This window comes from Actinosynnema sp. NPDC004786, assembly GCF_053601135.1.
In genome coordinates, this window is the sequence record NZ_JBSGBG010000001.1 from 409822 (window position 1) to 431717 (window position 21896).

A 21896-nucleotide genomic window follows, 5' to 3' on the forward strand; every position below is an offset into this window, starting at 1 on the left:
GCCGGCCGGCTGTGTGTATGATCGGAGCCGCGCGACAGGCGGGTGTAGTTCATTGGTAGAACGACAGCTTCCCAAGCTGTAGAGGCGGGTTCGATTCCCGTCACCCGCTCAGACAGACGAAGGCCCAGGTCAGCACCGAGTCAGCCGGTCGACCTGGGCCTTCGTCATGATCGGGCTAGTACGTCACCGTGCTGTCCACGTGCGGTTACCCGACCGGGACCAGGACGCCAGCGGCGTCTCCTTCATCGTCATCCTTGCCGCCGCCGCGCTCACGCTCGACCAGGCCGCTCAAGGCCGAGACGGCCGACGTCGACGGGGTGGTGCGGGATCGGCAGGTGGCCGGCTACATCGCCAAGTACGCCACCAAAGGCACCGGAGCGACCTCGGGCGTGGACTCCCGGATCAAGCGGGAGGAGGCCATTGCGGACCTGGACACGCGTCAGGGGCAGACCCAGCCCAACCCTCCCGTGCAGGCGGCAGGTGCCCCCTTGACACGCGTGGTTGGGACGAGCCAGGTCGGCGGGATGACACGAAGCCCTACTTTGGGACAAGACGAGTTTGCGTGGCACACTTGTGCTGTGCACATCCGACTGAGGCGGTCACTTGTGGGCATCTTGCTCGCGGGCACTGGCGCGTCTCAAGTCCTTGCGGGTACGGATGGTTCCGTAAATCCCTGGGAAACGGTCTGGCTAGCCTCAACCGTACTTACGGCGTTGGTGGCAAGCGTACTGACCACGGCCGAACCTCAGTCGACCATCAAAAAAATCTCTTGAAAAAATGATCGTTTATTAGATCACACCTCCCAGGGCGGAGATAACCGCCATTCGGGCTATCTGTTGCATGGACAGTCTCAGTTGCAGCCCGCTGGTCCATACCGACCAGACCCAGCAGTGGCATCGGCGACGTAGTACACCGTGCTGTTCACGTGCTGTAAGCCCTGGACAACAGTGGTCAACGCCGGTCATACAGGACCGGCCTCCGCCGCAGGTCAACACATCCACCTGGGCTGCAAGATCGGGTTCCCAAGCTGTAGAGGCGGGTTCGATTCCCGTCACCCGCTCAGCCGAGCCGAAGGCCCGGGTCACCTCGACCTGGGCCTTCGTCGTGTGGTCAGCGCAGGCGGTCGGTCCAGTCGTCCAGGCGGGCCAGGGACGTGCGCAGGTCGGCCAGCAGTTCGAGCGCGTGCGCGTGCGCGGCGGAGCGTTCGGGTGGGGTGACCGGGCGGTGGCCCAGGGCCCGCCACACCATCCACGCCGCGCCGCCCAGGTAGGTGCGCAGCAGGCCGGCGAACGACGTCGGCGACGCCGGTGGTCGGTGGCCGCCCGCGCGCTCGTAGGACTCGATCACCCGGTCGAACGCCGCCCGGTCCTCGCCCAACCGGCTGAAGTGCAGGGCCGCGCGGGTGAGTTCCCACTCGGCGTAGTCCGGGCCCGCGCCGTCCCAGTCCAGCAGCAACGGGCCGGTGGCGGTCCGCAGGACGTTGTCCGGCTTCACGTCCCGGTGCGTGCCGACGGCCGTGAGACCTCCCGTGTCGGCGGCGAGTTCCCTCGCCCGGGCGATGTCCGGCAGGTAGGCGCGGACGGCGTCGGTGAAGTCGCCGGGCGCCTCGTCCAGCCACTCCCGCCACTCCTCGACGGGGTGCGGCCTCCCCTCGGGCCTCCCGCCGGCGGGAAGGCCGTGCAGGGCCGCCAGGATCCCGCCGACCCACGCGGACACGTCGTCGGTCGGGGGAACGCCCTCGTGCCACTCGTGCACGAGGTGGCTGTGAACCTCGTCGCCGACGCGCACGTCGGCGAGCAGCGGCGCGACCGGGTCCAGCGGGTGCACCGGGCGCGGCATCGGGAAGCCGCGGGCGTGCGCCCGGAGCTGGATCTCCGCGGCCACCAGGTAGTCGCGCATCCACCAGTCCTCGCGCGACCGGTTGAGCCGCTTGACCGCCCACGTGCCCCTGGTCGTGCGCAGCCGCCACACCAGGTGCGCACGACCGCCCGCGGCGGGCGTCCACGGCTCCACCACGTCACCCAGCCCGAACGCCGCGGCCACCGCCGCCTGCCACTCCACGTCACGGCACGCTAGGGCACGGCCGCGTCGGCTCAGGACCGGTTTTCCGCCGAACGCCACACCTGCTCGTAGCGCTCCTGGTCCCGCCGCGACCGCTCCTTGCGCACCTCGGCCGCCGCGCCCGCCGGGTAGCCGTACTTCGTCATCCGGTTGTCCGTGCTCTCGATCGCGTACGACACCCCGAAGTACACGCCCACGATCAGCCCGAGCGACCCGCACGCGACCGCCAGCGGCCACGGTGAGCCGAGGCCCAGGACCAGTGCGAGCGCGATGACCACCGTCAGCGGCAGCACCTGGAGGAACATCCGCACGCCGAACCAGAACAACCACGTCGGCTTGGTGGCCTGCCGGAACACCCACTCCCGGTGGCGCATCGGCAGCCTGCCCCCGAGCAGGTACCACGCGCGCAGCGGCAGCGACGGGCCGCTCATGACCGCTCCGTCGCGGCGATCACCCTGGTCAGCACGGAGTGCAGGTCCTGCAGCTCGGCCAACGACATGCCGAGCTTCTCCACCACCGCGGGCGGGATGGCCAGCGCCTGCTCGCGCAGCGCGGCGCCCGCCTCGGTCAGCGTCACGGCGAGCTGCCGCTCGTCCGCCGCGGCCCGCGACCGCGTCACGTACCCGATCGCCTCCAGCCGCTTGAGCAGCGGCGACAGGGTGGCGGGCTCCAGGGCCAGCAACCTGCTCAGCTCCTTCACCGACAGCGGCGCGCGCCCCCACAGCGCCAGCATCACCAGGTACTGGGGGTGGGTGAGCCCCATGGGTTCCAACAGCGGCCGGTAGAGCGCGACCACGTTCCTGGACGCGATGGACAACGCGAAGCAGACCTGCCGTTCCAGGGCCAGCGGGTCCTCGACAGTTTGTGCACTAATCATTAGTACACACACTACATGGCCCGGCGCGCGCGGCCGTCCGAGGTGTGACGACGCACTCAACACTCAGGTGCGCCCCAAAACAGCGGCACGGCAGTCATGGGCGTCGCCCACGCGGGTCTACCTGGCCTCCAGCTCCGCCCAACCGCCGCCGCGCGCCAGGACCGCGCGCACCTCGGCCACGTGCTCGACCACGCCGGCGAGGTCGCTGTGCAGCAACGCCGCCCGGTCGGCGTCGAGCGGCAGCCCGTCCTCGCGCCACAGGTCCACCGGCAGGCTCAGCACGAACACCACCGAGTCGACCAGCCGCAGCACCGCCGCCGACTGGTCGCCCGGGTACGTGCCGCGGATCCCGGCGCACTCCGCCAGCACCGACCGCAGCCCGGCCACCGCCGCCGCGGGCGTGCCGTCCCACTCGGCCGACGGCCACAGCCGGCCGCTCAGCGCCAGCCACAGCCGCCACCCGGCGGCGGACTCGTCCCCGTCCCGCGGTCGCCAGCCCTCCATGGCACCACTGTGCGGGCGCACGACGGCGCCCGCACAGCGGAGATGACCCAGCACACAGGGCGACGCGGCCCACTCAGGCCCGGGCCGCCACCTTCTCCTCGTCCGGGTCGGACCGCAGCGACTCGACCAGCGCGTCCCGCTCCGGCGACGGCTCGGGCTTGAGGACCAGGCCCACCAGCAGGTACAGCACCAGCGACACCAGCAGCGGCCAGGACACGATCACCGCCTGGGTGACGAACTCGACCTTGTTCTGCTGGAGCACGTACAGCACGGCCCACGTGACGAGCCCGCCGATCGCCGAGGTCGTCGCCGCGGTGGGGCCGACCCTGCGGAACCACGGCAGCATGCCCAGCATCAGCGGGATCGCGATCGGGCCCATCGTGGCCGCCACCAGGGCGATCACCACCTTGAGCACGAAGCCCTTGGTGTCGGCGGTCAGCGCGATCGTCATGCTCAGGCCGATGAACAGGAACGTGGTGATCCGCGCCAGCCGGAGCTGCTGCGCCTCGCCGAGCCGCCGCACGCCCTTCCACAGCCTGGGCAGCATGTCCCGGGTGATGACCGCGGAGATCACGTTGGCGTCGGAGGACACCATCGCCATGGTGTGCGAGAAGAAGCCCGCCAGCACCAGGCCGACCATGCCAGCGGGCAGCATCGCCTTGCCCATCTCGACGTACGCCTGCTCGGCGTTGGCCTCCATGCCCGGCACGATCAGCGGCGCGGCCCACATCGGGAAGAACAGCACCAGCGGCCACAGCAGCCACAGCACGCTGGACAGCAGCGCCGACCGCTTGGCCGCGGCGCCGGACGGCGCGGCCATGTAGCGCTGCGCCAGGTTCCACATGCCGCCGTTGTACTCGAGCGTCTTGATCAGGAACAGCGCCATGAAGAAGATCAGCGTGTACTGGCCGGACAGCGGGTCGGAGTGCGACTCGGGCAGCTGGTCCCAGATGGTCCACATGAAGTCGATGCCGCCGAAGTGCGCGGCGACCGCGACGAACATGGCGATGCCCGCCAGGCCCTGGATGACGAACTGGCCGAAGTCGGTCAGCGCGTCGGCCCACAGGCCGCCCAGCACCGAGTACACCATCGTGACGACGCCGACGAGCGCGATGCCGAGCCACACCGGCACGCCCGCGAACCCCTGGAGCAGCAGCGCCACCGCGACCCACTTGGCCGCGATGTCCACGACCTTCAGCGCCGCGCCCGCCCACGCCATGATCTGCTGGGTCGGCACGTTGTAGCGGCGGGCCAGGTACTCCAGCGGCGACTTGACGCCGTGCTTGGAGCGCAGCCGGTTCCACGTGCCCGCCCACAGGAACGCGCCGATGCCGACACCGACGCCGATCGTCAGCGCCCACCAGATGTAGACGGTCAGGCCGAGCCGGTACGCCTCGGCGGCGAAGGCCACGAACATGACGGCGCTGTAACCGGACATGTGGTGCGAGATGCCCGACAGCCACCAGGGCATCTTGCCGCCGGCGGTGAAGAAGTCGGCGATGTTCCTGATCCGCCCCCGTGACCAGTAGCCGATCGCCACCATCACGAAGAAGTACCCACCGACTACGACCCAGTCGAGGGTTTCCATGCGGCCTCCACAGTGCTCGGCCCAGGGGTGGCAGCGCGTACTTCGGGCGGCGGCGGTGCGCGGCGTCCCACATGGGTGTGTGACGTACGTCTTACGAGCCCGTTGCGGGCGAGCGGAAGACCGCCACCGATCATTGAGTCACACTCGTGACCCTTGTTCATGTACGTGACCAGCGGAGACGCCGCGAAAGCACGGAAAGTAATGCGAGGAAACCGCGTCATGGCTGGTCGTCGCGGGTGTCGCACCACCATGAGAACCGGTCTCAACGCGCGCCCGCTCGTGCCAGGCGGGGATCGGCGCGCCCCCGCACCGGCCCCCGGGCCCGGCGTCGCGCTGGTGGACCCCGTGCCGCTGTTCCGCGAGGGCGTGGCCGCCGTGGTCCGGCGCACGCCGACCATGCACTGGCTCGGCGCCACCGGTCACCTGCACACGGCCGTGCGGCTGCACGAGCGCCTGCGGCCGGACGTGCTGCTGGTGGACTCCGTCCTCGACCCGCAGGGCCACCTGGCCACGTTGCTGACCGGCGCCGCCTCCTCGACGCTCGCCGTGGTGTCCCTGGTGCGCGAGCCGCACCGGACCGCCAAGTTCGTGCGGGCCGCGTTGGCGGCGGGCGTGCGCGGGCTCGTGCCCCGGGACGGCCAGATCGGCGAGGTGCTGCACGCCATCACCCGCACCCACGCGGACGGGACCTACCTCGACCCGACGCTCGCGCCGCTGGCCGCGGGCTTCACCCCGGCCGCCGAGGCCGGCTCGCGCCGGTCGCTGTCCCGCCGGGAGTACGAGGTGCTCCAGCTCATCGCCGACGGCATGGAGAACCAGGCGGTCGCGAACGAGCTGTACGTGTCCGTGGAGACCGTGCGCACGCACGTGAAGAACATCCTGCGCAAACTCCGCGCCCGGGACCGGACGCACGCCGTGTCGCTGGCCTACCAGGCGGGCCTGCTGTCCGGCGGGGGCGCCCGCCCGGTGTGACCCGGCACCCCGAAACCTCGTCGCAGCTCACCGGGACGCGATCTCGCCGTCCGGGGTGAGGCCGAACTTCCGGAAGCGCCGGGCTTCCTCGTCCCGCCCCTGCTCCACCAGCAGTTCGTGCAGGGGAAGCCAGGCCCACTTGTCGCCTGCGCTGATCCGTGCGCGCAACTCGCGGTCACGGCCGTGCTCACGGAGCAGGCCGTTGAGCATCGAGGACAAGACGCTGCCCCCGGCCTCCACCCCGGACCGGAGGTAGTCCAGCGCACGGTCGACCTGACCGTCCTCGACCAGCGCTGTCGCAATTCCGTGTGAAATCCCGTAAGTCGCCGAAACCTCGGCGTACCGGATCGCCGTGTCGAGGTCGCCCCGCTCCAGCGCCCGCTCGGCCATGAACCACGCGGCCCGTTCGTCGCCCCGGTCGGCCAGGGCCCGCACCTCGTCCACGTCCGCCGGGTCACCCGACAGGGCCGCCACGTCGACCGGGTGGCGCGCTGCGCCGAGCCGCTTCGCCAACGCGACCGCCTCACTCCGCTTACCGCGGCTGACCAGCAATTTCGCTGCTTCGTCCGCCGCACTGCCCACGCCGTCCCCGGCCAGTGCCACCAGTTCGTCCAGGTCGCCGCGACGGGCGAGCAGGTTCGCCAGTGCCCAGTCGACCTCGGGGTTGCCGAGTCCGGCGAAATCGTGGAGCACGCCCAAAGCGCCTCCGACGTCGCCGCTCTCCTCCAATGCCTCGGCGAGGGCGGTCGCGGCGCAGAAGTAGCCGTCGTCGGTCAGCTCACGGAGTCGGTCGAGCCGGCTCTCCTGCTTGAGCAGTTCGGCGAGAGCGTCGATGTCCTCGTCCTCGCCGCGCGCCAAGAGGACCTCGTACGCGGTGATGGCCTTGGCCGTTTCCCCGACCTCTTCGTACAGTTCGGCCAGCTTGCGCCAACACCACGACTGTTCGTGGTCGAAGGTCTGGAGCAGCAGCACAATGGCGTACTCGGGATCGCCGTACTCGATGAGGTGGCCGACGGCGTGCTCGTTGCCCTCCTCGGCCAAGCGGGCCACCTCGTCGAAGTCCCACGCGTCCACGAGCATCCGGTACATCGCGGCATCCGGTTGGTCCGAGGCGGCGAGCCGCTCGGCCATGTCGTCGGCCTCGACCCGGTCGCCGGTCGTGCGGTGCAGTTCCACCAGGTCGTGCATCGCCGAGGGCAGGCCGGTCCGCGCGGCCCGATCGAGCAGGGTGCGGGCGAACCCGTGGAGACGCCGCTCCAAGGCCACGCGGCCGAGCCGGGCCGCGTCGCCGTCGTCGGTGACATGCGACGCGCAGGCGTCCCAGAACGTCCGCGGGGGCGCGGTCGCGCGGCGTGTCCGATCGGCGTGCTGCAGGAGGTAGTCGGCGACCCGGTAGCCGTCGACGACACCCATCGCCTCGCCTACGGCCACCAGCGGCGCGGTCGCGCCGAGCTGGCGCTTGGTCGCATAGTCGAGCGCCCGCCGGAACCAGTCCGCCGGCGCGGAGGCGCGCTCCGCCGGTGTGCAGTACCCGGATGCCGCAGCTTCGAGGAAGTCGGCGGTGAGGGCGGAGCGTGCTCCCAGCCTCGTGGCGTCGAGGGCGGCGGTCATGACGGCCCGTGCGTACGGGTCCGCGCTCTCCCACCGGTGTACGAGTTGTGGGGCGGCGGCCAGCACCTGCGTCAAGCCGAAGTCCCGCGACGCCAGGGCGATGCGCAGCCGCTCGTCCTGTGCGGCGGTGGTTTCCGCACGCGTGCGTTCGGCGTCGGTGAACGCCGCGCCCACGTGCACGACTTCGGCCAGTTTGAGCAGATCCCGCTCAACCGCGTACCGGTCCCCGACGGACCTGTCGTGCTCGGTGTAGGCGGCGTAGTAGTCGGGCCACAGCGTCGCCACGATGATCGTCTTCCTGGCCAGCAGGCCACGCACCACCGGTGCGCTCAGGCCGTGCTCGCCGTCGAGGTGGGACTGGAGCTCGTCCAACCAGAGGACGACCCGGTCGAACGCGTCCAGCCCCTGCGCGGTCGCCGGCTGGACCAGCGACCGGTCGGGCACGACTTCCCTGACCGCCTCGAACAACGACCGCGTCTTGCCCACCGACGAGCCGCCGACCAGCAGGATGAACCCACCGCGCTCGGCCGCGCCGGCGATCAGCGCGCGCAGTCGGAGGTCGACATCGCGCGGCACGTAACGGGGCATCGAGGGGTCCGAACCCACGCTGATCGGCCGGTGCACGCCCAACAACACCGGGTCCGCCTCCAGAACGGGGACCTCGATGTGGCGACTCGCGACCCCGTCGGCCTTCGCCACCACGAAGTCGCCGTGGACGTGACCGACCTGGATGGCATGACCGCCGATGACGGCGTTCTCCACTCGGTTGACGTCGGGCCCGGACGGCACCGGCCGACTATAGGGGAGACCGGTCGGAGCAGGTCTGGTTCGCCACAACCCCGATGGTCGGCCTTGCCCGGGTTACTGACAGGTAATACCCTGTTGTTACCGGTCAGTAGGGGGGACCGCCCCGACCAGCATGGAGTGAGCGACGAGATGGGTCACTACAAGAGCAACGTCCGGGACCTCGAGTTCAACCTGTTCGAGGTCTTCAACGTGCAGGACCACCTCGGCACGGGGCCGTTCGAGCAGTCCGACGAGGACACGGCGCGCGGCGTGCTTGCCGAGCTGAACAACCTGGCGGTCGGGCCGCTGGCGGAGTCCTTCGCCGACGCCGACCGCAACCCGCCGGTCTTCGACCCGAAGACCCACTCGGCCACGCTGCCCGAATCGTTCAAGAAGTCCTACCGGGCCATCTGGGACGGTGAGTGGTACCGGCTGTCGCTGCCGAACGAGCTGGGCGGCTTCGGCATCCCGCCGTCGGTCCAGTGGGCGGCTTCCGAGCTGATCCTGGGCGCGAACCCGGCGATCTACATGTACCTGGCGGGCCCGAACTTCGCCTCGGTCGTCTACCGCAACGGCACCGAGCAGCAGAAGCGCTGGGCCGAGCTGATGATCGAACGCGGCTGGGGCGCCACCATGGTGCTGACCGAGCCGGACGCCGGTTCCGACGTCGGCGCGGGCCGCACGAAGGCCACGCTGCAGGACGACGGCACCTGGCACATCGAGGGCGTGAAGCGGTTCATCACGTCGGCCGACCAGGACATGACCGAGAACATCATGCACCTGGTGCTGGCCCGCCCCGAGGGCCCCGGCATCGAGCCGAAGCCCGGCACCAAGGGCCTGTCGCTGTTCCTCGTGCCGAAGTGGCACTTCGACCCGGAGACCGGCGAGTCGACGGGCGAGCGCAACGGCGCCTTCGTGACCAACGTCGAGCACAAGATGGGCCTCAAGGTCTCCACCACGTGCGAGCTGACGTTCGGCCAGCACGGCGTCCCGGCCAAGGGCTGGCTGCTCGGCGAGGTGCACGACGGCATCGCGCAGATGTTCCAGGTCATCGAGTACGCCCGGATGATGGTCGGCACGAAGGCCATCGGCACCCTGTCCACCGGCTACCTCAACGCCCTGGCCTACGCCAAGGAGCGGGTGCAGAGCGCCGACCTGACCCGGATGACGGACAAGACCGCGCCGCGCGTCACCATCACCCACCACCCGGACGTGCGCCGCAGCCTGATGCTGCAGAAGGCGTACGCGGAGGGCCTGCGCGCGGTCTACCTCTACACCGCGACGCAGCAGGACCGCATCGCGCTGGGCGGGCCCGACAAGGAGCTGGCGGAGAAGGTCAACGACCTGCTGCTGCCGATCGTCAAGGGCGTCGGCTCGGAGCGGGCGTACGAGCAGCTCGCCCAGTCGCTGCAGACCCTGGGCGGCTCCGGCTTCCTGCAGGACTACCCGATCGAGCAGTACATCCGCGACTCGAAGATCGACTCCCTGTACGAGGGCACCACGGCCATCCAGTCGCTGGACTTCTTCTTCCGCAAGATCATCCGCGACAAGGGCCAGGCGCTCGGCTTCCTCAACGGCGAGATCCAGAAGTTCCTGGACAACGAGGGCGGCAACGGGCGGCTCAAGGAGGAGCGGGCGCTGCTCAAGCAGGCGCTCGAAGACCTCCAGGGCATGCTCGGCGCGATGGTCGGCTTCCTGACCGGCTCGCAGGAGGACGTCCGCAACCTCTACAAGGTGGGCCAGAACACCGTCCGCCTCCTCATGACCGCGGGCGACGTGCTCGTCGGCTGGCTGCTGCTGCGCCAGGCCGAGGTGGCGCTGGCCAAGCTGGCCGGCCAGGTGTCGGCCAAGGACAAGGCGTTCTACGAGGGCAAGGTCGCGGTGGCGTCGTTCTTCGCGAAGTCCGTGCTGCCGGAGCTGACCGCCCGCCGCAAGATCACCGAGGCGACCGACAACTCCCTGATGGACGTGGACGAAGCCGCGTTCTGACCCCGGTCGACCACCGGGAACTGTCAGACCCTTGAGGCAGAATAAAAGCAGGGGTCCCCTGGGCGGGGACCCCTGCTTTTGCGTTCGGTGGGCGGTCACGAGGTGACCGGGCGTCGCTCCCGCACGTCGAGGTGGGAGAGCCGCCGCTCCTGCCCCACCCGCCGCTGCCAGTACGCGAGCGACTCGCGCGCGAAGTCGGACGCCTCGCCGGGCGTGCCGACCAGCGACAGCGCCAGCTCGGCGAACAGGTCCCGCGCCCGCGCCGCCCGACCGGTGCACGCCAGCCACTGCGCCAACCGGCTCATCGCCTCCAACGTCTCCCGGTGCGTGGGCCCCCGCTGCCGCCGCAGCCGCGCCAGCAACCGCACGTGCAGGTCGCACGCGGCCAGCGGGTCGCCGGCGTGACCGGTCGCCTCCGCCAGCCGGGCCAACGCGTCCAGCGTCGCCTCGTGCTCCTCGCCCTGCACCGCGCACCGCCGCCGGTACAGGTCCTCGTACGCCGCCCGGGACGTGGCGAAGTCCTCCACGCGCCCGGCCCAGTGGCCCAGCCGCCCGAGGACGCCCAAAGTCACCGGGTGACCCGGCCCGAACACCCGGTCGTGGTCGAGCAGCATCCCGGCGAACAGGTCACGCGCCCGCCACGGGTCGCCGCCCAGGCCGGTCGCCTCCGCCTCGGCGGCACGGCGGACCAGCGACGCCGGGTCGGGGCCGACCCGCCCGCCGGCGTGCGCCGCCCGCTCGACACCCCTGCCACCGTGGTCCACGTCACCGATCGTGCCGCCGACCGCGCCCGGCCAACGGCCGAGCCACCCACCCTTTTCGGGTGAACTCCGGCGCGTCAGCCCTTGTGCGCCTTCGCCGCGGCGAAGCAGTACGCGCCGAAGCCCAGGAAACCGACCGCGATCACGGCCAGCGCGACCAGCCCGTACGGCTGGGCGGCCAGCGTGTGCAACGCCTTGTCCAACCCGCCCGACTCGCTCGGGTCGGCGTTGACCGCGGCGAACGCGAGCAGCACCCCGATCAGGAAGTACGCCGCGCCCTTGCCGATCCACCCGATCCGACCCAGCCGCTCGACCCACATGCGGGTGGCCGGGGGCAGCTCCGACATGTCCAGGTCGTCCTCGAACGACTTCTTCACGCCCTTGCGCGCCACCGCCACGCCGAGGCCCAGCACGAACAACGCCACCGCGCCCACGAGCACCTGCCCGAACGGCAGCGCGAGCAGGCGCGCGGTCCACGTCTGGGACTGCTCGGTCGAACTGCTCTGCGACGACCCGGTGGCGTAGCCGATCGCCGCGATGCCGATGGCCGTGCCGGTGACGGCGCGGCCGACCGAGCCGCACCTGCGGTAGACGCGCTTGCGCTTCTTCGTCACCCACCCGTACCCGGACACGGCCATGCTGAGCTGCCACACCGCGAACGCGAACAGGCCGATCGCGAGCACCCACAGCAGGACCGGCCCGATCGACGTCTGGGCCAGGGTCGCGACCGCGCCCTTCTGGTCCGTCCGCTCCCCGGTGTCACCGAGGACCACCTGGGCCGTCAACGCCGCCAAGAGCACGTGGACGAGCCCGTAACACACCATCCCGGCCCGCCCGAGCACCTGCACGGCCGGATGTCTGCGCACCTCTTGCCCCGTGGTAGCCACGATCGGGTGATACCCGGTCGTGGCCGCCACGAACCGCGCTCGCGGGGTCAGCTGCCCGGCGGCGGCGGCTCACAGATGATCTTGAACTGGGGGTCGTACCGGACCGTCCGGGTCTCCTGGCGCGTCTGGCCGGTGCGCCGGTCGGTGATCGTGCGGGTGTCGGTGACCGAGAAGCCCGGCGCGCCGGGGCTCTCCTGGCAGCCCGGCTTGTCGATCCGGCGCTCCTGCGGCTGCGTGTGGTTGAACTCGGCGCTGGTCGACCCGGTCACGTCGTAGTTCTTGGTGCCCCACAGCACGATCTTGATCGTGGACGGGGTCCAGATCGTCTGGATCGCCACGCCGGTGTCGTCCGGGTTGGTGAACTTGATGTCGATCAGGCTGTTGCCCGCCGAGTCCATGAACACCGTGGCCTCGCGCCCCTTCGGGTACCGCGAGATCCAGTAGCTGTGCTCCTTGTGCCCGGCGTCCTTCATGCCCGCGTGGTAGGCGGCGTTGTAGAGCGTGGTGGCGAACTGCGAGATGCCGCCGCCGACCGCCTTGCCGGGCACGCCGTTCTCGATGATGCCCGCCTCGACGTAGCCCTGCGCGGTGCCGCGCGGACCGGTGTAGGCGTTGAGGCTGAACGTCTCGCCCGGCTTCACGATCGCGCCGTTGACCTTCTCGGCGACGACGCGGATGTTGGTGCCGGACGCGGCCACGAAGCCACCGGTCTGGAACTCGCCGATGACCTCCTTGATGCCCATCTTGTTCGCCTGCTCGGTGGTCACCTTCGCGGGCGTGTGCTTGTACTCGGCCTTGATCGAGCGCTGGTCCGAGCGCTTGAGCACGTCGAGCGCCGTGGCCAGGGACTTGTCCCAGTCGATGCCGAGGCCGTCGACCGACTCCTTCACCACCGGCCGGCCGCCCTCGAACACGATCTGGGCGTCCTTGCCCTCCTTCTCGGTCTCCTTGAGCTGCGGGCCGGCGTGCTCGACGACCTTGGCGTTGTCGACCTTCGCGGTCAGGCCGCCGTCGTCGGCGGGCTCGAACACGAGCACGGTGGCCAGCTGCTCGGGCGTCAGCGTCGCGTCCTTGCCCTCGCCCTGGATGATCAGCGGCGCGGCGGTGGCCGGCTTGGCGACCTCCTCCAGCGCCTTCTGCACGCCCTCCTTGGTCGTCTTGACCGGCGTGGTGGCCACGGGCAGCTCGACCGTGCCGCCGTCGGCCCAGTCGGCGAGCAGCTTCTCCGACGCGCCGGCCAGGTCGAGCTTCTGGCCCTGCTTCGGCTCGACCGCGACCGGCGTCGCGCCCTCGAAGCGGATCGTGCCCTCGGCGGGCTCGTGGTCGGTCCGGGCGCGCATGCCCTCCAGCGCGGCGGTGAGCTTGGCCGCGTCGCTGCGGGTGGCGAAGCCGACCTCGCGGCTGGTGAAGAAGGAGGTCACGCGGGTGATCGGGGACAGCGGCTGGCTGCCGGCCCGGTCCAGGGTGGCGGCCCAGTCCAGCTCCAGGCCGGCGGCCGCGGGGTCGACCTCGGTCTCGACGTCGCCCGCGCGGGCCTTCACCGGCGAGGCCAGGCGCGGGCCCAGCTCGTCGCGCAGCTTCTGCTCGGCCTCGGGGTGGCTCAGGCCGCCGACGTCCACGCCCGCCACGGTCACGCCGCGCGGCACGTTGCCGCCGGAGACGACCAGGTCCAGGCCGTAGAGGACGACCAGCACGCCCAGCACGGCGGCGGCGATCAGGCCGCCCTTGCGCAACCGCTTGCGGCGCGCCTGGGCCTCGTCAGCCTCCGGGTCGCCGTCGACCATGACGGGGCCGTAGACGGTGGCCTCGCGCGGCTCCGGTTCCGGCGCCGACACCGGGGTGGAGAAGACCGTGGTCGCCTCGGAGGGCGACGGGGGCCGGTCGAAGCCGCCGGGCGGGGTGTTGATCATCTGCGTCCGCTCGGCCGCGAGCGGGGACGGGAAGGCGCGCGTCGGCTCGCCGGGCGGCGTGATCGCCTGAGTGGCGTCCCCGTCCAGGCCCGGCGGGTTCTGCCGCGCGTCGCGCGTCGGGTGTTGCTGCGTCACGTGGCTAGAGACGCCCGAGGGGGACGCCGCGTTGTCGGAACCACCCGATGGGGGCGTCACGTTGCGCACCGTGGCCGAGGCGTCCGGCTCCGCGTCCGGCTCCTCCTGCGGCCACGCGGCGTCCTGCACCGAGTTCGCGGCGATCTGCGTCGTGCGTTCCGAAGCGGTGCCCGACGGGCGGACGGGCTCCATGGCCTTGGTCCGCTCAGCGTCGTACTCCGGTCGTTGGTTCTCCGGCACCGCTCCCCCTCTTGCCTCTCGCAAGGTCCTGGGACTGCTTACCCGACGGTCGTCACGCGTCGATCACGTTCGGGTCGTTCACCGGTCTCGTCGTCACAGGTAGAGACCGGTCCCGTGCTCCGTCCGCTCGGTCGCGGTGGCGTGCACGTCCCGTTCCCGCATGACGAGGTAGGTGTGGCCCTGCACCTCGACCTCGAACTGGTCCTCCGGGTTGAACAGGACCCGGTCGCCGACCTTGACGTGCCGCACGTGGGTGCCGACCCCCAGCACCTCTCCCCAGGCCAGGCGCTTCGCCATCTGGGCGGTCGCCGGGATCAGGATGCCACCGCTGCTGCGGCGTTCGCCTTCCTCCGGCGAGATCCGCACCATCACGCGGTCGTGCAGCATCTGGATCTCGAGCTTGACATCGGGCACCAGCAGAGTCTAGATGCTTTCGTCGAGGCCACCCATCATCAGGGGTAGCCGCCGGGGACCGTCCCGCTCGACCCTGATCGGCACGCCCCAGTCCTGTCGGGCCAGCTTGCACACCGGGTGTTCGACGGCCGGGTCGTCCGTGCAGCTCGCGGCCTGCGCGACGACGTGCAGCACACCCTCGGTGAAACCTTCGGCGATGCGCAGCGCCCGGACGAGGTCCGTGCCGACGCCCGCGCCCGACTCCAGCAGCTCCGGCGGGGAGCTGGTGATCTCCAGGCGGGTGGACGGGCCGAACCGGTCGTCCAGCTTCTGGCCGGTCGGCGGCGTGAACACGACGGCCAGCTCCACCTCGCCCGGCGCGAGCACCGACGGCGGCCGGCGCACCTGGTGCGCCTCGCCGCTGACCAGTCGGGCGCCCGGCGCGACCGGCCGTTCCAGGCGGTGCGCGGCGGAGGCCACGACCACCAGCTCGCCGTCGACCAGGACCGCGTCCGACGGCTCGGCGATGTCCGTGGCCAGGGTGGACACCTCGCCGGTCGCCGGGTCGTAGCGGCGGATCGCGCCGTTGTAGGTGTCGGAGATCGCGACCTGGCCGCCGGGCAGGACGGTCACGCCCAGCGGGTGCTGGAACAGCGCCTGGTCGGCGGGGCCGTCGCGGTGGCCGAAGTCGAACAGGCCCTTGCCGACGGCGGTGTGCACGGTGCGGTCGGCGTCGAGCCAGCGCAGCGCGGAGGTCTCGGAGTCGACCAGCCAGAGCCGGTCGCCGTCGGCGGCCAGGCCGGAGGTCTGGGCGAAGAACGCCTCGGTCGCCGGGCCGTCGTGCAGGCCCTCGACGGTGGTGCCCGCGAGGCGTTCGACGCGGCGTTCCAGCGGCTTGAACAGGCCGAGCGTGTGGTTGCCCGCCATGGCGACGGCCACGCCGCCCGCCGGTTCCCACCAGGCGACGTCCCACGGGCTGGTGAGCGGGATCGCGTCGGCCGGGCCGTCGGTCTCGCCGTCGCGCCACTGCTCGCCGGTGCCGGCGACCGTGGTGACCTCGCCGGTGTCGAGGTTCACGCCGCGCAGCAGGTGGTTGACGGTGTCGGCGACGACGGCGTGGTAGCCGACGCGGGCGGCGACGTCGGCGGGCAGCAGCGCGATGCCGGCCGGTTCGGAGAAGGTGGGCTCCAGGCCGTCGCGGCGGCCGCGCTCGCCGGTGCCGATGCGGCGGATCACGGTCTCGCCGTCGAGTTCCAGCTCGACCAGGCCGTGGTGTGCGGAGTCGCTGACCAGCAGGGTGTTGTCGCCGGTCAGGACGGCTTTCGCGGGGAAGCGCAGCTCGGTCTCGCGGGGCGGCGGCGCGACGTAGGGGCCGTCGCCGCGGTGCAGGGTGCCCTTGGCGTCGTGCTCGGCGACGACCTCGGACACGATCTGGCGCAACGCGTCGAGGTGGCCCTCGCCCGCGGCGACGTGCACGACGTAGCCCTCCGGGTCGACCAGGACGAGCGTCGGCCACGCCTTCACGGCGTAGTTCCGCCAGGTGGTCAGCTCGGGGTCGTCCAGCACGGGGTGCTCCACCGCGTACCGCTCGACGGCCGCCTCCAGCGCCGCGGGCTCCGCCTCGTGGACGAACTTGGGCGAGTGCACGCCGATCGTGACCAGGACGTCGGCGAACTCGGCTTCGAGCGGCCGCAGCTCGTCCAGCACGTGCAGGCAGTTGATGCAGCAGAAGGACCAGAAGTCGAGCAGGACCACCTTGCCGCGCAGGTCTTTGAGCGCGATGTCCTGCCCACCGGTGTTGAGCCAGCCGCGGCCGACCAGTTCGGGGGCGCGGACACGGGCACGGCGGCGTTGAGCGGTCGTCACGCCCGGAGTCAACACGATGTCCACGCTGGTCTATTTCAGCGTCCACCATGTGGATGACACGGCTTTCGTTTTGTTCGTTTCGCGCTACGCTGGGACCATGACAGCGATCATGGGAGAGCGCACCCTGTTGCCGCCGGCCAGCCCGGAGAGCCTGTCATCCTGGGTCACGGCACTGGCCCGCCCCGGTGACGGGAACGCCGCCCTGCTCGCGCCCGACGGCACCCGACTGGAGCTGCCCGCCGAGGTGTTCGACGTGCTCCGCAGCGTGGTCGCCGCCATGTCGCAAGGACTCGCGATCACCGTGGCCCCCCAGCACACGGTGCTCACCACGAGTGAGGCCGCACACCTGCTCGGCGTCTCGCGGCCCACCTTGGTGCGCCTGCTCGAAGCCGGCGAGATCCCGTACGAGCAACCGAACCGCCACCGGCGGGTACGGCTCGCCGACCTCCTCGCGTATCAGGAGCGGGCCCGCCGGGCACGGGCCGCCGGCCTGGACGAGATGGTCCGGGACGGCGAGGCCGACGGTCTGTACGACCTGCCCTTGGACACGCCGTTCGAGCGACTGCCGACCGACGAACACAGGTGATCCTTGTTCCCCGTCTTCCTCGACACCTGCGTTCTGCTCAAGCCGTACCTGTGCGACACCCTCCTGAGCATCGCCGAGTCCGGGGTCTACCGACCGCTCTGGTCGGCCGGTGTGCTGGAGGAGCTCGATCGCAACCTGCGCAAGCGCGGCGCGACAGCGGAACAGGTGACCCATCGGATCGACCAGATGAGCCGCCACTTCCCCGATGCCCGGGTCCGGGGTTACGAGCAGTTGATCGACTCGATGGAGAACCACCCCAAGGACCGGCACGTGCTCGCGGCCGCCGTCCGGGGAGGGGCCGAGGTACTGGTCACCGAGAACCTGAAGGACTTCCCGGACGCGGCACTCGAGCCGTACGACGTCGTGGCCGTTCACCAGGACGACTTCCTGCAGGACCAACTCGAACTGTTCCCCAACGCGGTTCACGCGGCGTTGCGACGACAGGCTTCGCGCTATCGGCGCGACCCGCGGTCGGTCGACGACCTGCTTGACGTGCTTGCAGGCGAAGCACACGGCTGCACCGGGTTCGCGGAAGCCTGCCGACGGCATCTCAGCACGTGGAGGAGTTGAACCACAGGGCGGAGCAGCCGTGCCGGTCACGCGGCTCCACGCTGGTCCGCTTCAGCGTCCACCATGTGGGCGACGGACCGTGCGCGGGCCGAGGACGGTGGCGTTCAGGGCTTCCACGCGGGCGCGCAGGGCGCGGTCGGCGGTGATCACGGTGCACGGGCGGTCCGGCGGGTTGGCGCGGACCACGTCCACGATCGCGTCGTCGCCGGAGCCCTCGGCCGGGACGACGTGGACGCCGGGCACCGGCTCGACGTGGCGCGCCCTGCCCTCGACCACGAGGACGACCTCCAGCGGGCCGGGCAGCGACGGCAGGCCGTGCCGCGCCACGTCCACGAGGTCGTCCCGCAGCCGGGCGGCGGCGCCGGCGCGGTCGCGCCACCAGCCGTCCGGGACGGAGCCGACGACGTTGGCCGCGTCCACGACGAGGAGCGGGAGCGTCATCGCCCCATGCTCTCAGCAAACTCTGATGAAACCGTCGTCCCCCGATGGCACCATGGAGTGGTCCATTGGGGGACAAGCATGAACACGCAGGGGGAGATTGTTGTGATGATCAGGCGCGCCCGCCGCACGTCGGATGACACCTGGAACGGCTCGGCCACGGCCAAGTAGCCGGACATGGGAAACCCCGCGGTGCTGCCAGGTCGGGGGTCCGACAGCACCGCGGGGTCACCTGAAACATCGATACACGATCGGGGACCGTTACATCCACTAAAGGGTGTGACACGAATCACGTTTTCGACATGACTCGGCCCTGCCGCGCGGGAGGTGCGGCAGGGCCGAGTCATTTCCCCCTTCGCCAGTACGCGGACGACGGGGCGCACACCCGGTGTCGATCGGGTGGTCGTCACGCGCGCCGGAGGAAGGACCCTCGTCAGCGGAGGGTGGTCACCTGAGCCTGGGCGATCGCCATCAGCTCGTGCCGCATGGCCGGGGTGGGCGCCATGTCGATCGCGCGGGCGACGGCCTTGCGGTTGCGAGCCTCGACACGACGAGCGCGGAGCTTCGCAGTGAAGTTCATCGGGGGTTCATCCCTCTCAACGGTCTCTCGGTGGTGTGCCTCAAGTATGCACCCCCACAGGCGCGAAAGCACCCGATTATCCGGTGAGGTGCCCCACAGGCCGATGAATCGTCGGCCGTAACGCCGTAGCTCCCGACGATTCGCCTGACGTACACCCGTTCGACAGGACGCGCGGACGCCGGCTCCCTAGCGTGGGCGCTAGACAGCCGAATACCACCGGAGCGAGCCGAAACCGCAGGTCAGTCCTCACGACCGAGGAGGAAGCGGCCGAAGTGCGGCACGGTGAACGCGATCTGCCCGCGTTCCGCCGAGTACACGAGCCCCTTCTTGATCAGGCTGTCCCGGGCGGGCGACAGCGAAGACGGCTTGCGGCCCAGGTGCTCGGCCACCTGCGCGGTGTTCACGCCCGCGTCCTTGCCGTCGGTCAGCTCCGCCATCGACCGCAGGTACTCGCGCTCGGCGGGCGTCGCGCGCTCGTACCGCGACCCGAAGAACCCGACCGCCAGCTCGGCGTCCGCCTCGGGCGCGGCCACCGCCACGTCCGTCGCCGTGATCGGGTCGGCGGGCGCCGCGTCCCACGCCGCCTTGCCGTACGCCTGGATGAAGTACGGGTAACCGCCCGAGGCGTCGAACAACGCGTCCAACGCCTCCGGCTCGATGCCCGCCTCCTCGCGGTCGATCGGCGCGAGCACCGCGCGGTCGGCGTCGGCCCGCGAGAGCCGGTCGATCCGCACGTACCGGAACAGCCGCTCCGAGTACGACTTCGACGCCGACAGCACCGCCGGCAGGTGCGGCAGCCCCGCGCCCACCACGACCAGCGGCGCGCCCGACTGCGACAGCTCGTGGCACGCCGCGCACAGGGCAGAGATGTCGTCCGCCGGCACGTCCTGCATCTCGTCGATCAGCAGCGCGACGCCCGTGCCGACGTCCTGCGCCAGCTCCGCGACCTCGGTGAACAGCTCCACCAGGTCGATCTCGATGTCCCCGGAGTCGGCCCGGCCGACGGCCGCGGGCACGTCGATGCCCGGCTGCCACCGGTCGCGCAGCTTCGCGTCGTCCGGGTTGGCCCGCAGCGCGAACGCCTTGAGCACGCCGAGGACGGCCTCCACCCGGTCGGGCGCGCGGTGCCGCACGGCCAGGTCCCGGATCGCCCGGTGCAACGCCGCCGACAGCGGGCGGCGCAGACCGGCCTCCGGGCGTGCCTCGACCTTCCCGGCGCCCCAGCCGCGCTTCATCGCCATCGACCGCAGCTCGCCCAGCAGCACGGTCTTGCCCACGCCGCGCAGCCCGGTCAGCACGAGGCTGCGTTCCGGCCGGCCGCGCGCCACCCGTTCGAGGACGACCTCGAACGCGCCCAGCTCCTTGTCGCGCCCCGCCAGCTCGGGCGGCCGCTGACCGGCGCCGGGGGCGAACGGGTTGCGCACCGGGTCCATCCTCGGACGGTATCGAGGTGTCTACGGCCGATCCAATACTCGGGCCGTGTCGCCGGGTATTCGTCACTCTAGTGATGGATCTATAGAGCGCTATCGAGTGACATCGCCGGTAGCGTCGTGGCATGGCTGAGGTGGTGACGAAGGGCGTCGGCAAGGTCGAGCGAACCGCCGACCGCGCCGAGGTGCAGGTCAGCTTCGAGACGACGGGCTCGACGCGCAACGAGGCGGTGGACCGGCTGACGGCGCGGGTCGCCGCCGTGGAGCCCGCGTTCGAGCGGCCGGGGGTCGAGGTGCGGTCGCGGCAGCTCGCCGTGCACGACAACTGGGACGGCAGGCGTCGATCCGGCAGCCGTGCGGTGCAGAACTACGTCGTGCGGGTCGACGACGTGACGGGCCTGGACGACCTGCTGGGCGCGCTCGTGACCGCGGAGCCGACCTGGCTGAACGGGCCGTCGTGGCAGCTCAAGGACGACGCGGACGCCGTCCGGGAGGCGCAGCGCGAGGCCGTGGCGGACGCGCGTCGCCGTGCCGAGGGCTATGCCGAGGCGCTCGGCGCGCGGCTGGGGCCGCTCCAGCGGTTGACCGACGGCGACGCCGAGGCGTGGGCGGTCGAGTCGCACCGGGCGATGGCGGCCGGGTACGGCGGCGGCGCGCCGGGCGTGCCGCCGCAGATGGACCAGCTCAACCTGGAGGCGCAGCGGATCGCCGTGACGGTCCGCTGCACCGCCTCGTGGACGCTCCTGGACTGACCGGGCACGTCCTGAGCGTTGAATTCAGGGGTCCTGAACGTGGGACTCACGCGTTCTGAACGTAGGAGCGTTATTCAGAAGGTCACCAGCCTTGGCGGTAGTGCTCGAGGTTGGTGACGATGCGGATGACGGTGGGGAGTTCGGCCAGGCGTGCGCGGTAGCCGGTGGCGAGGATCTTCCAGGCCTTGAGGTGGGCGATGGCGTGTTCCACCGCCCACCTGATCCGGCTGACGCTGGTGTTCCAGATCTTGTCGGCGGGGGTGTGGTGTTTGTGGCCGGGGCGTTTGCGGCGGGGCCGGATGGTCGGGGTGCCCTGGTAGCCCAGGTCGGCGACGACCTCGTGGTCGGCGAGCAGGTCGGCCAGGCCGGTGAGGATGTAGGCGGTCTTGTCGTGGGTGCGGCCTTCGACCGGGTCGGATACGGCGAGCAGGCTGCCGTCCAGGGTGGCCATGACCTGCACGGTCACGCCGGCCCGTCGGTGTTTGGCGTTGAAGTTGGGCTTGCGGTGGGAGGCGTGGTCGCGGGTGGGGATCAGTGCTCCGTCGACCAGCACCACCCGCCCGGACAGTGCCTCGGGCAGGGGCGGGGTGTGCGGGCACAGCACCTGGCCGATCAGCGGTGCGATCCGCCGGAAGACGCGGGAGACGGTGGACTGGGAGACGCCGAACCACTCGGCGGCCACGGTCTGGGCGAGGTTCTGGCGTAACAGCACGAGTGTGAGCAGCACCGACCGGTACAGGCCCAGCACCGGCGGGCGTCCCGGCCGTCGGTCGGACGGTCCGAGGACCTGGTGGATCCGGCCCACCAGTTCCTGGATCTGGTCGTGGTCGAGCCCGGTCGTAGACTGGTAGCGCAACAGCCCCGTCCTGTGGTTGGTCGAGCTTCTGTGAGAGGAAACCGACCCTACCCAGACGGGGCTGTTGCGCTGCCACCCCAAGATCAACCTTCTGAATAACGCTC

Annotated in this window: 20 protein-coding genes and 1 tRNA gene; 6 read left to right on the top strand and 15 right to left on the bottom strand. The window is 71.0% G+C overall.

Annotated elements, in window-relative coordinates:
• Positions 1-38: 38 nt before the first annotated feature.
• Positions 39-109: transfer RNA gene (locus ACWEFJ_RS02195), tRNA-Gly, on the top strand.
• Positions 110-1110: 1001 nt separating this feature from the next.
• Here the strand turns inward: ACWEFJ_RS02195 and ACWEFJ_RS02200 are convergent.
• From ACWEFJ_RS02200 to ACWEFJ_RS02220, 5 genes are all read right to left on the bottom strand, one after another.
• Positions 1111-2061: a phosphotransferase family protein gene (locus ACWEFJ_RS02200; protein ID WP_449712627.1), complete on the bottom strand. Its 951-nt coding sequence runs from the start codon at positions 2059-2061 to the stop codon at positions 1111-1113.
• A gap of 32 nt (positions 2062-2093) precedes the next feature.
• Positions 2094-2492: a DUF5313 family protein gene (locus ACWEFJ_RS02205; protein ID WP_378083939.1), complete on the bottom strand. Its 399-nt coding sequence runs from the start codon at positions 2490-2492 to the stop codon at positions 2094-2096.
• Positions 2489-2938, bottom strand: coding sequence for a MarR family winged helix-turn-helix transcriptional regulator (locus ACWEFJ_RS02210; RefSeq protein WP_449712628.1), 450 nt, complete (start codon positions 2936-2938; stop codon positions 2489-2491). Before ACWEFJ_RS02210 ends, ACWEFJ_RS02205 begins: the two co-directional genes overlap by 4 nt.
• A 117-nt stretch (positions 2939-3055) precedes the next feature.
• On the bottom strand, positions 3056-3442 hold the full coding sequence (locus ACWEFJ_RS02215; protein ID WP_378083935.1) for a hypothetical protein: 387 nt from the start codon (positions 3440-3442) through the stop codon (positions 3056-3058).
• A 73-nt stretch (positions 3443-3515) separates the two neighbouring features.
• Positions 3516-5030 (bottom strand): sodium:solute symporter family protein, encoded by a 1515-nt coding sequence (locus tag ACWEFJ_RS02220; RefSeq protein WP_378083934.1) that lies wholly within the window; start codon positions 5028-5030, stop codon positions 3516-3518.
• Positions 5031-5366: 336 nt separating this feature from the next.
• On the opposite strand from ACWEFJ_RS02220, the gene ACWEFJ_RS02225 reads away from it, so the two are divergent.
• Positions 5367-6002, top strand: a complete 636-nt coding sequence (locus tag ACWEFJ_RS02225; protein WP_449712646.1) for a LuxR C-terminal-related transcriptional regulator — start codon at positions 5367-5369, stop codon at positions 6000-6002.
• A 27-nt stretch (positions 6003-6029) separates the two neighbouring features.
• Here the strand turns inward: ACWEFJ_RS02225 and ACWEFJ_RS02230 are convergent, their stop codons facing one another.
• Positions 6030-8450 carry a hypothetical protein gene (locus tag ACWEFJ_RS02230; RefSeq protein WP_449712629.1) on the bottom strand — a complete coding sequence of 807 codons (2421 nt, stop codon included), beginning with the start codon at positions 8448-8450 and terminating at the stop codon, positions 6030-6032.
• A gap of 99 nt (positions 8451-8549) precedes the next feature.
• On the opposite strand from ACWEFJ_RS02230, the gene ACWEFJ_RS02235 reads away from it, so the two are divergent.
• Entirely contained in the window at positions 8550-10388 is a 1839-nt protein-coding gene (locus ACWEFJ_RS02235; protein WP_378084014.1) for an acyl-CoA dehydrogenase, read from the top strand.
• A 95-nt stretch (positions 10389-10483) separates the two neighbouring features.
• Here ACWEFJ_RS02235 and ACWEFJ_RS02240 read toward each other — a convergent pair whose 3' ends face one another.
• From ACWEFJ_RS02240 to ACWEFJ_RS02260, 5 genes are all read right to left on the bottom strand, one after another.
• The gene (locus ACWEFJ_RS02240) at positions 10484-11152 is read right to left on the bottom strand and encodes a tetratricopeptide repeat protein (protein WP_449712630.1); all 669 of its coding nucleotides are present in this window, start codon (positions 11150-11152) and stop codon (positions 10484-10486) included.
• Between the two features lie 74 nt (positions 11153-11226).
• A complete protein-coding gene (locus ACWEFJ_RS02245) occupies positions 11227-12015 on the bottom strand; it encodes a DUF1206 domain-containing protein (protein WP_449712631.1) in 789 nt (262 codons plus the stop codon).
• Between the two features lie 68 nt (positions 12016-12083).
• Positions 12084-14321, bottom strand: a complete 2238-nt coding sequence (locus ACWEFJ_RS02250; RefSeq protein WP_449712632.1) for a VanW family protein — start codon at positions 14319-14321, stop codon at positions 12084-12086.
• A gap of 93 nt (positions 14322-14414) precedes the next feature.
• Positions 14415-14735, bottom strand: a complete 321-nt coding sequence (locus ACWEFJ_RS02255) for a GroES family chaperonin (RefSeq protein WP_378083922.1) — start codon at positions 14733-14735, stop codon at positions 14415-14417.
• A 9-nt stretch (positions 14736-14744) separates the two neighbouring features.
• Positions 14745-16595 (bottom strand): NHL domain-containing thioredoxin family protein, encoded by a 1851-nt coding sequence (locus ACWEFJ_RS02260; RefSeq protein WP_449712647.1) that lies wholly within the window; start codon positions 16593-16595, stop codon positions 14745-14747.
• Between the two features lies 1 nt (position 16596).
• On the opposite strand from ACWEFJ_RS02260, the gene ACWEFJ_RS02265 reads away from it, so the two are divergent.
• Together ACWEFJ_RS02265 and ACWEFJ_RS02270 are read left to right on the top strand one after the other, a co-directional pair.
• On the top strand, positions 16597-17166 hold the full coding sequence (locus ACWEFJ_RS02265; RefSeq protein ID WP_449712633.1) for a helix-turn-helix domain-containing protein: 570 nt from the start codon (positions 16597-16599) through the stop codon (positions 17164-17166).
• A 3-nt stretch (positions 17167-17169) separates the two neighbouring features.
• Positions 17170-17736: a PIN domain-containing protein gene (locus ACWEFJ_RS02270; RefSeq protein WP_449712634.1), complete on the top strand. Its 567-nt coding sequence runs from the start codon at positions 17170-17172 to the stop codon at positions 17734-17736.
• A 51-nt stretch (positions 17737-17787) separates the two neighbouring features.
• Here the strand turns inward: ACWEFJ_RS02270 and ACWEFJ_RS02275 are convergent, their stop codons facing one another.
• The 3 genes from ACWEFJ_RS02275 to ACWEFJ_RS02285 all read right to left on the bottom strand — a co-directional run bounded on the left by ACWEFJ_RS02275 (position 17788) and on the right by ACWEFJ_RS02285 (position 20187).
• Positions 17788-18177, bottom strand: a complete 390-nt coding sequence (locus tag ACWEFJ_RS02275) for an NTP pyrophosphohydrolase (protein ID WP_449712635.1) — start codon at positions 18175-18177, stop codon at positions 17788-17790.
• A gap of 430 nt (positions 18178-18607) precedes the next feature.
• A complete protein-coding gene (locus tag ACWEFJ_RS02280) occupies positions 18608-18754 on the bottom strand; it encodes a hypothetical protein (RefSeq protein ID WP_170211556.1) in 147 nt (48 codons plus the stop codon).
• 239 nt (positions 18755-18993) lie between these two features.
• A complete protein-coding gene (locus tag ACWEFJ_RS02285) occupies positions 18994-20187 on the bottom strand; it encodes an AAA family ATPase (protein ID WP_378083917.1) in 1194 nt (397 codons plus the stop codon).
• Positions 20188-20309: 122 nt separating this feature from the next.
• Between ACWEFJ_RS02285 and ACWEFJ_RS02290 the strand changes: the two genes are divergently transcribed.
• Positions 20310-20936 carry an SIMPL domain-containing protein gene (locus ACWEFJ_RS02290; protein WP_378083916.1) on the top strand — a complete coding sequence of 209 codons (627 nt, stop codon included), beginning with the start codon at positions 20310-20312 and terminating at the stop codon, positions 20934-20936.
• A gap of 82 nt (positions 20937-21018) precedes the next feature.
• Here ACWEFJ_RS02290 and ACWEFJ_RS02295 read toward each other — a convergent pair whose 3' ends face one another.
• Positions 21019-21792, bottom strand: a complete 774-nt coding sequence (locus ACWEFJ_RS02295; protein WP_449712636.1) for a transposase family protein — start codon at positions 21790-21792, stop codon at positions 21019-21021.
• Between the last annotated feature and the right edge of the window lie 104 nt (positions 21793-21896).